The sequence below is a fragment of the Niallia sp. FSL W8-1348 genome (assembly GCF_038006745.1).
GTDB lineage: Bacteria > Bacillota > Bacilli > Bacillales > Cytobacillaceae > Niallia > Niallia alba.
In genome coordinates this window covers 945,154-960,855 of record NZ_JBBOVV010000001.1, presented here as the reverse complement: position 1 = coordinate 960,855, position 15,702 = coordinate 945,154, and the positions used below count along the sequence as shown (strand labels likewise).

At 33.8% G+C, this 15,702-nt stretch carries 14 protein-coding genes; 10 read left to right on the top strand and 4 right to left on the bottom strand.

Annotated elements, in window-relative coordinates:
* The first annotated feature begins 1 nt into the window (after position 1).
* The 10 genes from NST60_RS04545 (at position 2) to pepF (ending at position 12,304) form a co-directional block, all read left to right on the top strand.
* The gene (locus tag NST60_RS04545; protein ID WP_169188130.1) at positions 2-919 is read left to right on the top strand and encodes an ABC transporter permease; all 918 of its coding nucleotides are present in this window, start codon (positions 2-4) and stop codon (positions 917-919) included.
* A 12-nt stretch (positions 920-931) separates the two neighbouring features.
* Entirely contained in the window at positions 932-1,999 is a 1,068-nt protein-coding gene (locus NST60_RS04540) for an ABC transporter ATP-binding protein (RefSeq protein ID WP_101730325.1), read from the top strand.
* Between the two features lies 1 nt (position 2,000).
* The gene (locus tag NST60_RS04535; protein ID WP_016204649.1) at positions 2,001-2,939 is read left to right on the top strand and encodes an ABC transporter ATP-binding protein; all 939 of its coding nucleotides are present in this window, start codon (positions 2,001-2,003) and stop codon (positions 2,937-2,939) included.
* 202 nt (positions 2,940-3,141) lie between these two features.
* On the top strand, positions 3,142-4,350 hold the full coding sequence (locus NST60_RS04530) for a putative glycoside hydrolase (RefSeq protein ID WP_016204650.1): 1,209 nt from the start codon (positions 3,142-3,144) through the stop codon (positions 4,348-4,350).
* A gap of 3 nt (positions 4,351-4,353) precedes the next feature.
* Positions 4,354-4,929 carry a GNAT family N-acetyltransferase gene (locus NST60_RS04525; protein ID WP_016204651.1) on the top strand — a complete coding sequence of 192 codons (576 nt, stop codon included), beginning with the start codon at positions 4,354-4,356 and terminating at the stop codon, positions 4,927-4,929.
* A 496-nt stretch (positions 4,930-5,425) separates the two neighbouring features.
* The gene (gene spxA, locus NST60_RS04520) at positions 5,426-5,821 is read left to right on the top strand and encodes a transcriptional regulator SpxA (protein WP_016204317.1); all 396 of its coding nucleotides are present in this window, start codon (positions 5,426-5,428) and stop codon (positions 5,819-5,821) included.
* Between the two features lie 517 nt (positions 5,822-6,338).
* Complete coding sequence (gene mecA, locus NST60_RS04515) at positions 6,339-7,001, top strand: adaptor protein MecA (protein WP_016204318.1); 663 nt, start codon at positions 6,339-6,341, stop codon at positions 6,999-7,001.
* A gap of 325 nt (positions 7,002-7,326) precedes the next feature.
* Positions 7,327-8,844: a cardiolipin synthase gene (cls, locus tag NST60_RS04510; RefSeq protein ID WP_169189626.1), complete on the top strand. Its 1,518-nt coding sequence runs from the start codon at positions 7,327-7,329 to the stop codon at positions 8,842-8,844.
* Between the two features lie 271 nt (positions 8,845-9,115).
* Complete coding sequence (locus tag NST60_RS04505) at positions 9,116-10,297, top strand: competence protein CoiA (protein WP_016204320.1); 1,182 nt, start codon at positions 9,116-9,118, stop codon at positions 10,295-10,297.
* Positions 10,298-10,477: 180 nt separating this feature from the next.
* Positions 10,478-12,304, top strand: a complete 1,827-nt coding sequence (gene pepF, locus NST60_RS04500) for an oligoendopeptidase F (RefSeq protein ID WP_169188131.1) — start codon at positions 10,478-10,480, stop codon at positions 12,302-12,304.
* 354 nt (positions 12,305-12,658) lie between these two features.
* Here pepF and NST60_RS04495 read toward each other — a convergent pair whose 3' ends face one another.
* The 4 genes from NST60_RS04495 to NST60_RS04480 all read right to left on the bottom strand — a co-directional run bounded on the left by NST60_RS04495 (position 12,659) and on the right by NST60_RS04480 (position 15,433).
* Positions 12,659-13,531, bottom strand: a complete 873-nt coding sequence (locus tag NST60_RS04495) for a ClpXP adapter SpxH family protein (protein ID WP_016204324.1) — start codon at positions 13,529-13,531, stop codon at positions 12,659-12,661.
* Positions 13,531-13,938, bottom strand: coding sequence for a globin domain-containing protein (locus NST60_RS04490; protein ID WP_016204325.1), 408 nt, complete (start codon positions 13,936-13,938; stop codon positions 13,531-13,533). Before NST60_RS04490 ends, NST60_RS04495 begins: the two co-directional genes overlap by 1 nt.
* Before the next feature lie 106 nt (positions 13,939-14,044).
* Positions 14,045-14,671 carry a lytic transglycosylase domain-containing protein gene (locus NST60_RS04485; protein ID WP_169188132.1) on the bottom strand — a complete coding sequence of 209 codons (627 nt, stop codon included), beginning with the start codon at positions 14,669-14,671 and terminating at the stop codon, positions 14,045-14,047.
* A gap of 174 nt (positions 14,672-14,845) precedes the next feature.
* The gene (locus NST60_RS04480) at positions 14,846-15,433 is read right to left on the bottom strand and encodes a CYTH domain-containing protein (RefSeq protein ID WP_341098253.1); all 588 of its coding nucleotides are present in this window, start codon (positions 15,431-15,433) and stop codon (positions 14,846-14,848) included.
* Between the last annotated feature and the right edge of the window lie 269 nt (positions 15,434-15,702).

Below are 15,702 nucleotides of genomic sequence, written 5' to 3'. Positions count from 1 at the left end.
GATGCAAGAAATTTCGAAAGATAAATTTGAAATAGTAGGCAATAGCAGCATAGAATCAGAAAAAATTTCAAAAGCAAGTCTATCGTTCTGGAAAGATGTATTTACTCGTTTCAAAAAAAATAAGCTTGCCGTATTTGGACTTGTCCTATTAATTCTTTTAATCGCTATGGCTTTTGTTGGGCCATTATTAACTCCATATAATTATTATGAAAATGATTTAACAAAAACGAATCAGCCCCCAAGTGCAGAACACTATTTTGGAACAGATGAACTTGGTCGAGATATGTTCGAACGTATCTGGTATGGCGCAAAAATCTCGCTGTTTATTGGGATAGCGGCAGCCTTTATTGACCTAGTAATTGGTGTAATCTGGGGAGGGATTGCAGGCTATAAAGGTGGAAAGACAGATGAAGTAATGATGCGTATAGCTGACGTATTATATGGAATTCCTTACCTTTTACTTGTTATCCTTCTAATGGTTGTTCTTGGTCAAGGAATTTGGACAATGATTTTAGCAATGAGTATTACTGGCTGGATCAATATGGCTCGAATGGTTCGTGGACAAGTATTATCATTAAAGAGCCAAGAGTATATTCTGGCTTCTAGAACATTAGGAGCAAGTGTTTCAAGAATTATGGGCAAGCATTTAATTCCTAATGCAATGGGACCAATTCTTGTAACTTTAACACTTACTGTTCCAAATGCTATTTTCACAGAAGCATTTTTAAGTTATCTTGGTTTAGGTTTAACTCCTCCATTAGCGAGTTGGGGAACGATGGCTAATGATGGAATTGGTGCAATGCAATATTATCCATGGCGCTTATTTTTCCCTGCAATCTTTATTTGTTTAACAATCTTTGCATTTAATGTTATTGGCGACGGAATTCGAGATGCGCTTGATCCAAGACTACGTAAGTAAGGAGTGAGATAAATGGAAAAATTATTAGAAGTAAAGGATTTACAAGTCTCATTCCATACGTATGGAGGAGAAGTGCAGGCGGTTCGCGGAGTATCCTTTGATTTATATAAAGGAGAAACATTAGCAATTGTTGGTGAATCTGGTTCGGGTAAGAGTGTTACTTCACAAACATTAATGAAATTAATTCCTATGCCTCCTGGTCATATTAAAGGTGGACAAATTTTATTTAATGGGGAAGATATTGTTCAAAAAACAGATAAAGAGATGGAAAGCATCCGCGGAAAAGAAATGAGTATGATTTTCCAAGATCCAATGACATCTTTGAATCCGACAATGCGTATTGGAACGCAAATTATGGAAGTACTGATTAAACATCAGCAAATGAACAAAGATAAAGCAAAAAAGAAAGCAATTGAACTTTTAAGTTTAGTTGGAATCCCAAAACCAGAGAAAAGAGTAGATCAATATCCACACGAATTTTCTGGTGGAATGAGGCAGCGTGCGATGATTGCCATAGCGTTAGCAGCCAATCCACATCTGTTAATTGCAGATGAACCAACAACAGCATTAGACGTTACGATTCAAGCGCAAATTTTAGATTTAATGAAAGATTTGCAAGAGAAAATGGATACAAGCATTATCTTTATTACCCATGATTTAGGGGTTGTGGCAAATGTTGCGGATCGAGTTGCTGTTATGTATGCAGGACAAATCGTTGAAATGGGTACGGTGGATGAAATTTTCTACGATCCAAGACATCCATATACATGGGGACTCCTTGCATCCATGCCAAGTTTAGATAATGATAATGAAGATGAGCTTGCAGCTATTCCTGGAACACCGCCAGATTTAACAAATCCTCCAATTGGGGATGCGTTCGCTGCTCGAAATCCATATGCGCTAGCAATTGATTTTGAACAAGAGCCGCCAGTATATCAAGTGTCTGAGACACATTTTGTAAAGTCGTGGCTATTGCATCCAGATGCGCCAGCGGTAGAACCACCTGCTTCTGTTAAAGAAAGAATAAGAAAGCTACCCTCTAACTTTGAAACACCAGTATTAGTAAAGGGGGATAAATAAGATGGCTGAAAAGTTATTAGAAATAAAAAATCTTAAGCAGTATTTTAATGTCGGTACTCCTAATGTCGTGAAAGCAGTAGATGATGTTACCTTTGATATTTACAAAGGAGAAACACTAGGCTTAGTTGGGGAATCAGGTTGTGGGAAATCAACAACTGGAAGAACCATTATTCGCCTGTATGATGCAACAGGTGGTCAGGTACTATTTAACGGAGAAGACGTACATGGAAGAAAATCAAGAACGGACTTAAAGAAGTTTAATCGCAAAATGCAAATGATTTTTCAAGATCCCTATGCATCTTTAAATCCGAGAATGACCGTTGCTGATATTATTGCAGAAGGTATTGACATACACGGTTTAGCGAAAAACAAAAAAGAAAGAATGGAAAAAGTATACGAACTGCTTCATACAGTTGGTTTAAATAAAGAGCATGCTAATCGTTATCCTCATGAGTTCTCTGGTGGTCAGAGACAAAGAATTGGAATTGCGCGTGCTCTAGCAGTAGATCCAGACTTTATCATTGCTGATGAACCGATTTCCGCATTAGATGTTTCGATTCAAGCACAAGTTGTTAACTTAATGAAGAAACTTCAAAAAGAAAAAGGTTTAACTTACTTATTCATTGCCCATGATTTATCAATGGTTAAGTATATAAGTGACCGTATTGGTGTGATGTATTTTGGGAAATTAGTTGAATTAGCGCCTGCAGATGAATTGTATAACAACCCAATGCATCCATATACACAGTCCTTATTATCAGCAATTCCTCTGCCAGATCCAGAAACAGAGCGTACAAGAAAAAGAACAGTCTATGATCCGACCGTCCATCAATATGAAGAGGGCGAAGAACTTAAAATGCGAGAAATTAAGCCAGGACATTTTGTTTATTGCTCTGAAAGTGAATGTAAAAAATATAAAATGCAATTGGAGAATAAATAATTCTCAAAGTCGACAATCTCAGCGGAAAGGAGGTTGTCGACTTTTTTGTTTTGGAGCCTTGTTATTGGCAATTCTATCTTTGTGCAGTTCGAAAATAACTAAATTAGCTTAAGGTTGTTTGTGTTTGTTACAATAAAAGGTATACATAATATATACAACGTTAGTAGATAATTGATACTGTACATAGATGGGAGTTTTCACTATGAATAAAAAGTTTTTATCCTTTGGATTAAGTTTCTATTTATTGGTTCCACATATTGCATTTGCGAAAGAGGAGAAGGTAATTCCAAAACAGCCAACAAAACAAATGGAGATTATGGTTAAACAATGGCCAGATTCTTTACCGAGAATGAAAAACAATTCCTTCCAATTTACATACCCTGATGCTGTAAGAGGGATTTATGTAAATGCAAATTCAATTGGAGGGAATAAATGGAATCAATTAATTGATTTAATAAAAACGACCGATTTAAATGCAATGGTAATTGATTATAAAGAAGATCATGGTAATTTGACCTTTATGCCGGAAGAAAGCTCATCATATCGGAAAATTGGTAGTAATTCTATCAAAAATATGACGGCTCTATTAGGGCAGCTTGAAAAAGAGAAAATTTATCCGATTGCGCGAATTGTTGTTTTCAAGGATTCCGTTTTAGCTAAAGAAAAACCAGAATGGTCATTTGTGGAGGGAGAAAAGGTTTGGACCAATGGAAGAGGAGAAGCATTTGTTAACCCTTTTGAAGAAAAGGTTTGGGATTATAATGTCAATCTTGCTATTGAAGCGGCTAAAATGGGTTTCCAGGAAATCCAATTCGATTACGTTCGTTTTCCAGAAGGCTTTGAAAATAAGGGAGATAAATTAACCTATACAAAAGGTGATTATGAGAATTTAAATAAAAGTGAAGGGCAGAAACGGGTAGAAGCGGTAACAGATTTTGTTCAGTATGCCAAAGAAAAGCTAGAACCCTATAACGTGAAGGTTTCTGTGGATATATTTGGATATACAGCAACTTTAGAAGAAGCACCAGGAATCGGTCAAAATTTCTCTAAAATAAGTAATCATGTTGATGTCATTTCTTCGATGATCTATCCAAGTCATTGGACCGCGTATTTTGGAATTGAAAAACCAGATTTGCATCCTTATGAACTTGTGAGTGAGTATACGAAAATGGAAAAGAAAAAGTTGAATGAATTAAAGAACCCGCCTATTTCAAGACCATGGCTTCAAGATTTTACGGCTGCATGGCTTGGAAAAGATAATTATCAAGTATACGGAAAAGAAGAGGTTCAAAAACAGATTGAAGCATTAAATGATCAAGGAGTTAACGAGTTTTTACTATGGAATGCAGGGAATAATTATACGAAGAATGTAGATTACACACCGAAAAATGAAGAGAAAAAAGGAGATTAAGGCATGCATTGGTATGATAAGTTAAATCAGTATTTTCCCGTAGAAGAAATGAAATCACAAGAACATATGGAAGCCTTGTTAAAGGATTTTCCGGAATATTATCATAAAGATGAAGGGAAATACCATGTATTAATGTATGTGGAAGCAGAGGATTTTATCTTTGTTGATTATTTATTTGTTTCCAATGAAGCCAGAGGTCAGGGGCTTGGGCATCAATTAGTGGAGAAGTTAAAAGAAAAGGATAAACCAATTATATTAGAAGTGGAACCAATAAATTACAAGGATAGTGATACGAAAAAAAGGCTTAAGTTTTACCAAAGAGAAGGGTTTAAACATGCAACATCCATTGGGTATAGAAGGTTATCCCTAGCCACAAGGGAAGTAAATGCAATGGAGATACTTTATTGGGCACCTAATAATGAAAACGAAGATGTCGTTTATCAAGCATTGGTAAAAACCTATAATAAAATTCATACGTATAATGATATCCATTTTTACGGGGAAGCTTATGAACCAGTCGATAAAGTCGTTCAATTTAATAATGGCCAAGAACAGAAAAATATACTTGATGATATTTGATTTTATGAATAAGCATAAATGAGAAGCTAATAGTGGAAACATTCATTTTCATTAAAATATCTTTAATTGAGAATAGAAATAGGTTTAAAAGAAATGAATGATGGGTAATTAATCAGAAAGTATATATTTTAGAACAAATATTTTAACAGATACGATAAATTTTTGAAACTTTTTTTGTTTTCAAACGTCTATAATGATAAGCAAGAAAATAAGCGAGAAATTCGGTTTAATTTAACGAGTTTTTCTTACATAAAGGAGGAGAATAACAACAAATAACGTAAGATTAATAGCTAATATACAGAAATTAATTATACTTGTGGATAAATTTTTTAAAACATATACCATAAAGCAAACAATTAGTGTATAATAATTAATATAAATTACTTGATTGAATTAATTATAATTTAAGAATTTCCAAGCAAGAACTCAAGTTTTTTATAATTATAACGAATGTAGTTAATTACATGTCTAAATAAAGGGAGCGTGAATTTGTAAAATGGTAACATTATACACTTCACCAAGTTGTACATCCTGCAGAAAAGCAAAAGCATGGTTAGAGGAACATGAAATTGCTTATAAAGAAAGAAATATATTCTCTGAGCCACTTTCTATTGAGGAGATAAAAGAAATTCTTCGTATGACAGAAGATGGAACAGATGAGATTATTTCAACAAGAAGTAAAACTTTTCAAAAACTAAATGTGAATTTAGAAACAATGCCATTACAAGATTTATTTGGCATTATTCAAAATAACCCAGGGCTATTAAGACGTCCGATTATCATTGATGAAAAAAGGCTGCAAGTAGGGTACAATGAAGATGAAATTCGCAGATTTTTACCAAGAAAAGTTCGTACTTTCCAATTACGAGAAGCACAACGATTAGTTAACTAATATGAACGCAGTATAAAAGATCTGACTTAATCGATACCAAATATATATTTGGTATCTTTCAGTCAGATTTTTCTTTTTTATTCACGGGTAAACATTTAATTCCTTTTCTTTCCCCTTATGAATAGAAGAAACAGATTCTGATAAAAACTTTGGGGATTTGGTTAAAACTGTCACTGATTGCCTTTTCTTTTTAGTTTGAAATAATTTCTATGAGGTAATACTACTAAATATAACTAAACAGGAATATGGTATTAAAAAAGAATAAGTAGAAGTCAACTATCAACCATGAAAAAAATGGAGAATTGTGAATGTTTTTTGAATAGGCATATAATGGTTTTTTTCAAACCCAAGATGTTTTAATTCCATTTATACTGCTTTTGTCATAAAATATAAAGTACAAGGTACAATACAAGGAAAAATTATATTTTATTTCAGAAAGTTTACTTGTAAGAAATAAAACAAATCTGTATGGGGGTCTCTTGTCCCTTCCATCATAGTCTGAAGGGAGTGTTAGCGTATGGAAATTGAAAGAATTAATGATCATACAGTAAAGTTTTATATTTCGTATATTGATATAGAAGAACGTGGATTTAAACGTGAGGAGATTTGGTACAATCGGGAGCGCAGTGAGGAATTATTTTGGGAAATGATGGACGAAGTGCATCAAGAAGAGGACTTTATCTTTGATGGACCATTATGGATCCAAGTTCAAGCTCTAGAAAAAGGCTTGGAAATTCTTGTTACAAAAGCGCAGCTTTCTAAAGACGGACAGAAGTTTGAAATTTCCATTCCGGAGGATAAGCTAAAGGATTTACCTATTGATGAACGTTTTGAAGACTTAATGGATCAACACTTTACTATAAAAGATGGTGAAGAGGAGTATGATGAGAGTCTTGAATTTCTTTTAACGTTTAATGATTTTGAGGACATCATTTCCTTATCCAAAATGCAAGGGCTAGAAGGAATGGATACAAAACTCTATAGCTACAATGGAAAATATTACTTATTTGTACAGTTCCTTGACGAGGAAATTCCAGAAGAGGAAGTAGAAAATGCATTAAGCATTTTACTGGAATATGCTCAAGAGGATTCCAAAATGACTATTCATGTTCTTGAAGAGTATGGAAAGGTTATTATGGAGAATGAAGTATTTATGGAGTTAAGAAAATACTTTAATTAATATAAGAAAAATTTGATGCTAAATAGAAACTCTGCAATGTGTGGTTAGTGCCTATCATTGTAGAGTTTTTTTGTGTACAGATAAGAGGGAAGCAGAAGAAGGATGTATAAATGCCAAGCTTGATGAATAGATATAGACACCTGTAGAAAATGTAATGATAGACCTAAATCACTTAAAGCATGTCAGGTCTCACTCTACTTACAGAAAGAGCGGAGGAACGCTTTAGATGGGAGTATTTTAGTGGCATTGTGGGTAAATATAAGGGAATAATAAATGAGCTATACGAAGCTTATTGTAAGTAAATGGGAGAATGGCGGTGCCTGTCATGAATCATACTGCTAGGTTAGGATTGTTTTTTGTAGTAGCAGCTCTATTTGTTTATGTGTTTAATTTATTTTTCTCCGTAAAAGGGGGAATTTACGGACAGTTAAGTTTAGTTATAAGTTTGTCGGTAATTTTTATCGGCTTTGTCATTTTCTTTGAAAATAGGCATCCGACACAAACATTAACCTGGTTAATTGTATTAGGAAGTTTTCCAATTATTGGGTTTGTTTTTTATTTGTTCTTCGGGAGGAACTATCGCAAAGAAAGAATTTATCGAAAAAAGTACTTTCTAGATAAAGAAGCATTTCTGAAGATTGAACGTGAAATTAGTTCCCGAAAAGAAGAGAAGAAAAAGATACTGGATGGACATCAACGCAATTTATTTCACTTAGCCGAGAAACTTGGAAATAGTCCAATTTCATTTGGTACTTCCACTCAAGTACTAACAGATGGAGATGAGACGTTTTCGACCATTTTAAAGGAATTAAGGAAAGCGAAACACCATATTCACATGGAATATTATATTGTGAGAGATGATGATATAGGTCAAGAGATAAAGGATATTTTGCTTGAAAAAGCAAGAGCCGGAGTACAGGTTCGATTTTTATATGATGCTGTTGGGTCTTGGCAGCTATCTAAAAAGTTCTGCTTAGAAATGAAAGAGGCTGGCATTGAAGTGGTTGCTTTTAGTCCTGTTAAAATGCCTTTTTTTAATAGCAAATTTAATTTTAGAAACCATCGCAAAATTATTATCATTGATGGAAATATCGGCTTTGTAGGAGGTTTAAATATTGGAGATGAGTATTTAGGAAGAAATCCTTCGATTGGTTATTGGAGAGATACTCATTTGCTTCTGAAAGGAGATGCGGTTAGGTCTTTACAATTGATTTTTCTTCAAGATTGGTTTTATATGACCAACCATAGTTTCTTAACAGAGGAATATTTAACACCAGTTTCTGAGGAAAATTCCCATGGCGGAGTACAATTGATTGCAGGTGGTCCAGATAATGAATGGAGTGTTATTAAAAGTATTTTTTTCAGCATGATTACTTCGGCGAAGAAATCAATTTGGATTGCTACTCCTTACTTTATTCCGGATGAAGATATTTTTTCTGCTATAAAAATCGCTTCATTAAGTGGAGTGGATGTTCGGATTCTTGTTCCTAGCAAACCAGATAAACGAATCGTTTTCCATGCTTCTCGTTCTTATTTCCCAGAATTACTGGAGTCAGGAGTAAGAGTCTTTGAATACAATCGAGGATTTATGCATAGCAAAATTATTATTGTAGATGGTGAAATTGCTTCCATTGGGACATGTAATATGGACATGAGAAGCTTTCATTTAAATTTTGAAGTAAGTGCCTTTTTATATAGGACAAGAAGTACAGAAAAACTAGTGAAAGATTATTTAGAAGATATAACTCACTCAATCGAATTAGAAGTGGAGACCTTTAATAAAAGGCATTACGGATATCGAATGCTTGAATCGACTTCTAGATTGTTATCTCCGTTATTATAAATGCTGTTTTTTTGATATATGAAATAAATGTAAGGAAATACTTCTGAAAAGGACTAAAATTCTCTTTATGTTAGCATTTTTGTTCAATGGTAATGTGAAGAAAATTTAGCCCTTTTCTGGTTTAGGAGAATTACTTTTGCTGAAGAGAGTATTAAAGTTGTCTTTATAGAAAATTCATTTTGTGAGTATTTCTGAGAAGTTTAAATTTTTTGCAGGAATAAGAAGAACAAAAAAGAATAATAAAAAAAGAGGATAAAAGGAGGGATATTACTTGTATACAGCAATAACGGCAGAAGGAAAAATGATTAACTTGTTTACGATGGAAAATAAGGATGAGCTAAAAGGCTTACGTGAATTGCCGATATATTGTCCAGAATGTAAAGGGAGAGTCATTTTAAAAATGGGGGAGAAGAAGATTACTCATTTTGCACATGAGAGGACACAATGGTGTGCGGGGAATGGAGAGGCTGAGTCTTCTTATCATTTGCAAGGAAAGCTACAACTATATCAAAAATTGCTCGAAGTTAATCTTGAACCTAAATTAGAACCTTATTTTCCAGAAATAAAGCAGCGAGCAGATATTAGTTTTGTCTTTAACAAGGAGCAATATGTGATCGAATATCAATGCGCAGTTATTTCTCCGCAATTAGTAAAAAAACGTACAGAAGGTTATCGAAAAATAAATATTTACCCGATTTGGATTATTGGCTTTCATCATTTGAAAAAATGGAATCCGATCAAAGTGAAACTTTCCACCTTTATTTATCAATTTTTCACTTTTTATCAGAATCAGTATCTACTCCCAACATATTGTCCTTATGATAGGGTATTTTACTTGATTCAAAACCCCGTCCCTATCTCTATTTCTCAAACATTTATCTCCACTTCTTCCTATCCCTTAGTAAAAATGGAGGGCGAACTGAAACTTCCCATCCTATCAAATAAGAATTTTTCTATCTCTTATTGGCGAGAGTTGATTCACCGTCAAAAGACAAAGGATGTGCATTATCCAACAAAAACAAATGATCATTTTTTAAAAGAGCTATATGCAAGGGAACTACATCCCCATTTCTTACCGCCATTTATCGGTATACCCTTAAAAGAAGGCTTCCTCATAGAAACACCTCCACTTTATTGGCAGGCCACTATTTTTTTAGACAGCTTTTTCGATGCAACAAAAATATATCCCCTCCAAAAAGTTTATGGACATTTCCAAAGGAGAATAGAAAAAGGCAATATAAAGATAAGAGACTTGCCTTTTCTAAAAGAGAAAAACTGGAAAGTAGCCGTTAAGCAATATTTACAGACACTTATTAATTTGAAAATTATGGAAGAAATAAAACCGAATTTTTATCGTCTTCTTTATTGGAAAGAAATCAGAAATTATAAGGTACAGACACAAGAAGAAGTGGCATTTTATAAGCATTTAAAAAAATTAAATGATATGCAATAAACATAAATGAAATAGCATAAAATACACATATGCTACTTGGATATGTATGCAACTAGTTCATGCGTTAAAATCGGAAATAGAGCGAAAATTTGTTAGAATAAGAAGGAGTTAGTCGGCAAACAGAGAATATGTAGTAAGGTTTATATTCGTATGGCGAAATAATAGAGTGGAGGATGAAGCATGTCAACAGAAACAGGTGTTAAGAAATTACCACTACGTAATGAGGTTCCAGCAGAAGATACTTGGAGATTAGAGGATATCTTCGCAAGTGATGAAGAATGGGACAAAGAATTTGAAGAAGTAAAGAATTTATCACAAAAGGCTACCGAATATCAGGGCAAGCTTGCTGATAGTGCTGATGTACTTTATGAAGCTTTACAATATCAAGATGAGCTACTATCAAGGCTTGGGATATTATATACATATGCACATATGCGCTACGACCAGGATACAACAAATAGCTTTTATCAAGGAGTAGAAGGTCGTATTAAAAGCTTATATGCACATGCTGCAAGTGCACTTGCTTATATCGTTCCTGAGTTATTATCGATTGATGAAAAAGTCATAAATACTTTTTTAGAAGAAAAGGAAGAACTGAAGCTTTATAAGAAGGCGATAGAAGAGATTAATCTACAACGTCCACATGTTTTAAATGCAGAACAGGAAGCGTTACTTGCCCAAGCTTCAGAGGTATTGGATTCATCTAGCAACACGTTCGGAATGTTAAATAATGCTGACTTGGAATTCCCAAGCATTAAAGACGAAAATGGAGAAGAAGTAGAGGTTACACATGGTAGATACACACGCTTTTTGGAGAGTGCGGATCAACGTGTACGTCGTGATGCCTTTAAAGCAGTTTATGATACGTATGGTAAATTTAAAAATACGTTTGCTTCAACATTAAGTGGAGAAATAAAAAATCATACCTTTAACGCAAAAATTAGAAATTATGATTCACCAAGACATGCGGCACTTGCTGGTAACAATATTCCAGAACAAGTATATGAAAACCTTGTGGAAACGATTAATAAAAATTTACCATTATTGCATCGCTATGTGAAGCTGCGTAAAAAGGTTTTAGGTGTAGATAAGCTCCATATGTATGATCTATATACTCCATTGGTAAAAGATGTGAAAATGGAAATACCTTATGAAGAAGCAAAAGACTTAGTCATTAAAGGATTGGCTCCTCTCGGAGAAGAGTATGCTTCTATTTTAAAAGAAGGATTTGAAAACCGCTGGGTGGATGTCCATGAGAATAAAGGGAAAAGAAGTGGTGCCTATTCTTCAGGAGCATATGGTACAAATCCATATATTCTAATGAACTGGCAGGACAATGTAAACAATCTATTTACATTAGCCCATGAGTTTGGTCATTCTGTGCATAGCTACTATACAAGAAAATCCCAGCCATATCCTTATGGAAACTATTCAATTTTTGTTGCAGAGGTAGCCTCAACTTGTAATGAATCACTATTAAATGATTACTTGCTTAAAACCATTACGGATAAACAAAAACGTCTATACTTGCTCAATTATTTCTTAGAAGGATTCAGAGGAACTGTATTCCGCCAAACAATGTTTGCTGAATTTGAGCAATTAATTCATGAAAAAGCAAGTAATAACGAGCCTTTAACGGCAGACTTATTGACAAAAGAATACTATGCATTAAATCAGAAGTATTTTGGAGAAGAAGATATCATTATAGATGAAGAAATTGGTTTGGAATGGTCTCGAATTCCACATTTTTATTATAATTTCTACGTATATCAATATGCGACAGGCTATAGTGCTGCAACTGCTTTAAGTAAACAAATTTTAGAGGAAGGAAACCCAGCAGTAGAACGATACATCGATTTCTTAAAGGCTGGTAGTTCTGATTATCCAATTGAAGTACTGAAAAAAGCTGGAGTAGATATGGCAAGCAAAACACCAATTGAAGAAGCATGTAAGGTTTTTGAAGAGAAATTAAATGAAATGGAAAGCTTATTGAATGAGCTTCAATAGTCTTTAGAATGGAAAAACGAGTAAGAGAGGCAGCTCTTTTGCTCGTTTTTTCATTTGGTTCTTCTTTTTATCTTTTAATTTTGACATTTTTGTGAACAAAGTACCAGGTGTATTGCAGAAAATTATCGATCTATGATACTATTTAGTTGTGAAGTTAATCACAAACAAACTTATACCCCTTTGTTTGACCGTGAAAAATTTCTCCCATCCCCTTTGTTCGTAAAAATAAAAAAGGCCTTGCCTTGAGACAGCAAGTCCTTTTTTATTTTTATTCAAATTGACATTCCTATAATTAAAATACACTATATAAAAAAATAGACATGGCATCTTAATAGATAGCCACATCCCCCATTTTTAACCAATATATTTCCAAAATACCCCGTATTTAGCTGGTATTTGCTCTACTAATTGTCGTAATTGTAACTTCTTCATTTCTTTTTCAATTTCTTGAATCGATTTATTATAAACAACAGATAATTCCTTTGAAGCGACAAACTTAAAACATTCTAAAAAGTTTTCAAGCGGTGGTGGAGCTGCTTTTTCTGGTTGGATTTGCAGCATTTCCTCGATAATTTGTACGTATACCTCATATGGATAATAACCTGTCACTTTAATTCCTTCTTCTTCGATATTTTCATTAAAGAAGACGAGTGTGGGAATTTCATTTACTTCCATTTCTCTGGTGATTTTTAAATCGCACTGAAATGCCTTAGCTGCACTGTTTGAATGAATATCAGCTATAAATTCTATTACATCAATTCCCACACTTTTAGCACACGATTTAAGAACTTCAAATGTAGCAATATTTTTTTTCTCCAAAAATAATAGCTCTTGTAATTTTCGTAAGAACTTCATACCAGATTTCCGTCCTTGCAATTCTGCTGCTTTAAGTGCAATGGAAGGCAAATGAGGAGAAATGATTGGATTATCAAACCATAAAGATCCATCACATGACATCCCTGAACGACTAGCGGTTTTTTCCCAAAATTCAGCGATATTCGCATACTTACTTTTCTTACTACAATTTAAGGCAGATAATCTACCGCTTAATACATGTTTAAGGGAGAAATATCGTCCATATTCAATCTGCAATTTTTTCATAATAGGCTCAAGCGCCCAGCATTCAGGACAGAGTGGGTCGATAAACATATATATTTCGAGTGGTTTGCTTTCTTGGCAATTGTCATCAGCTGTTTTCGGCTTGGATACAGAAAAGTCTTTTTCCATCACGTGTTATCACCTTTTTTAGTTTCGATTTCCTCCGAATTAATCATATGTTTTGCTGTCAGCACGAGTCTTGAAAAAATCTCTTCTCGTAGTTTGCTATCTAATTCTACTTCTTCCATAGCTTGATCCATACAAGCTAACCAAGCTAGTGCACGTTTTTCTGTTATTGGGAAAGGTAAATGTCTCGCTCTTAGCATTGGATGACCGTGTTCATTAGAATAAAGAGTTGGACCACCTAAAAATTGTGTAAGAAATTGTTTTTGTTTACGAGCTGTTTCTGTTAAATCTTCTGGGAAGATAGGAGCTAGGTCAGGATGTTGACCAACATGATTGTAGAATAAATCTACAAGTTTATTTAATGTGGCTTCACCAATTCGTTCATAAGGTGTCGACATGTTCTCGACCATATTTAAAACTCCTTTATTGTTCTTTTATATCGTTACTTTAATTATATTGTAACAATCGACATTTCATTGTACAAATAAATAGCTTGTAAATAGATCGAGATGAAAATTATGCCATATAATGCTGTGTCACTTTAGTGACGTAATTCTGTGTTTCCTTAAAAGGCGGAATACCCCCATACTTATCTACATTACCTGGTCCTGCATTATATGCAGCTAAAGCAAGTTCGACATTTCCACTGTATTTTTCTAACATTTGTTTTAGATACTTACTTCCGCCCATAATGTTCTCCAATGGATTGAATACATTTTGTACTCCTAATGATTTTGCTGTACTTGGCATTAGTTGCATTAAACCGGATGCACCAGCATAGCTAGTTGCATTTGGATTGAAATTGGATTCTACTTTGATTACAGAGCTTATTAGTTTTTCAGGCAAATTATATTTTTCCGCTGCTGTTCTAATCATTTCATCGAAATCTGTGGTGGATGACGATGAAGCATTCAGCTTAGTTAAACTTAGTGGCAGAAGGGAAACATTATTCGCTAATCCTAAAGGTGTGGAAGATGCTCCTAATGTATTGTTTTCGATTGAATTTGTTAAATTTGTTTCAGATGTCAACATATTACTGAGAAAATCTTGGAAGAGAGTAGATGCATTACTGGTAGTGTTTGTTGAATTTAAACCTTGTAAAGCTTGGAGTTCAAGCATTACTTTAAATTGATCAATTTTCATTGCTTTCCTCCGTCTATTAGCAACTTCTTAAAATAACAAAATCTAAAACGCTTTTGTAGCTAACAAAATAGAAGCAATAAAGAGTGTGAAAATCTTTATTGCTACATATCAGGGTGTAAAAGATTAATCTGTTTTTAAGTGATTTAATTTGTACTTTGATTAAATAAATTAAGGTTATTTCTGTTTATATTTTTCTTCATAAAATCTACGGACTTTGTTTTTCGTTTTTCTAACGGGAATTTTTAGGGTAGATAATAACTCTGTAAAATATATTTCTCCTTTTTCCCGATTGCTTACTTCAAATTCTAACTCATAATCTTCCTTTTTTAAATAAAAACTATGATCTAAAACTAGTAAACCATTTCCAATTTGTTTTTCTGCTCTAATTGTTCGTAAGCTACCAAAATATAATATGGAGGCTGGGTTAATGTTCATATTTAATAAAAGACCAGAGATTTGTTCATCATTTATTTTCCCAGTTGCGAAAATAGCGTCGCTTTCCTCCTTTGAAAGAATTTTATTTGTTTCAAGAAGTCCGTCGCGATGTGGCTGCTTTAAAGTTAATTCATAATCTTCCTTTTTTTTGCGAATCCTTAGAGCAGAATGATTCTTCTTTAAAGCAAAATCACTTGTATCAAAATAATGATTTTCTTGCTCAAATAGTTCTTCTTTTTGAATGTGAAAATGAGTTAGGAGCAATGCGTATTCTTCTTTTGTTAACATATTTTTAAATTCTATTTCAATGTTTTGATTATGAGACATAAATAAATCCTTTCCAAAATGACTTGTCTATTATTATAAAGTGTGATTGCCAAACATGCTATTTTATTGACGATTTTCTTTTAGGGTCTTATTACATTCATTTTTTGTTATATAAACCGCTACCCAGGCTCTTCCGCTTTTCTATATGTCTAGCTACAGCGCCTAGCGGTTAGCAAACTTCAGGCTACCTCCCTACGATAAGTCAACATCGATTCGCTGTTGCTCATCGTGTTTCCTTTATCTCAGTCGATATCCTTCCAGTTTGTACA

What these genes read in the sequence shown, in the direction of transcription:
- cls (WP_169189626.1), top strand. Translation starts at nt 7,327, where the DNA reads ATGAATCATACTGCTAGGTTAGGATTGTTTTTTGTAGTAGCAGCTCTA.
- NST60_RS04535 (WP_016204649.1), top strand. Translation starts at nt 2,001, where the DNA reads ATGGCTGAAAAGTTATTAGAAATAAAAAATCTTAAGCAGTATTTTAAT.
- mecA (WP_016204318.1), top strand. Translation starts at nt 6,339, where the DNA reads ATGGAAATTGAAAGAATTAATGATCATACAGTAAAGTTTTATATTTCG.
- NST60_RS04540 (WP_101730325.1), top strand. Translation starts at nt 932, where the DNA reads ATGGAAAAATTATTAGAAGTAAAGGATTTACAAGTCTCATTCCATACG.
- NST60_RS04480 (WP_341098253.1), bottom strand. Translation starts at nt 15,433, where the DNA reads ATGTCTCATAATCAAAACATTGAAATAGAATTTAAAAATATGTTAACA.
- NST60_RS04490 (WP_016204325.1), bottom strand. Translation starts at nt 13,938, where the DNA reads ATGGTCGAGAACATGTCGACACCTTATGAACGAATTGGTGAAGCCACA.
- NST60_RS04530 (WP_016204650.1), top strand. Translation starts at nt 3,142, where the DNA reads ATGAATAAAAAGTTTTTATCCTTTGGATTAAGTTTCTATTTATTGGTT.
- pepF (WP_169188131.1), top strand. Translation starts at nt 10,478, where the DNA reads ATGTCAACAGAAACAGGTGTTAAGAAATTACCACTACGTAATGAGGTT.
- NST60_RS04525 (WP_016204651.1), top strand. Translation starts at nt 4,354, where the DNA reads ATGCATTGGTATGATAAGTTAAATCAGTATTTTCCCGTAGAAGAAATG.
- NST60_RS04495 (WP_016204324.1), bottom strand. Translation starts at nt 13,531, where the DNA reads ATGGAAAAAGACTTTTCTGTATCCAAGCCGAAAACAGCTGATGACAAT.
- NST60_RS04545 (WP_169188130.1), top strand. Translation starts at nt 2, where the DNA reads ATGCAAGAAATTTCGAAAGATAAATTTGAAATAGTAGGCAATAGCAGC.
- spxA (WP_016204317.1), top strand. Translation starts at nt 5,426, where the DNA reads ATGGTAACATTATACACTTCACCAAGTTGTACATCCTGCAGAAAAGCA.
- NST60_RS04485 (WP_169188132.1), bottom strand. Translation starts at nt 14,671, where the DNA reads ATGAAAATTGATCAATTTAAAGTAATGCTTGAACTCCAAGCTTTACAA.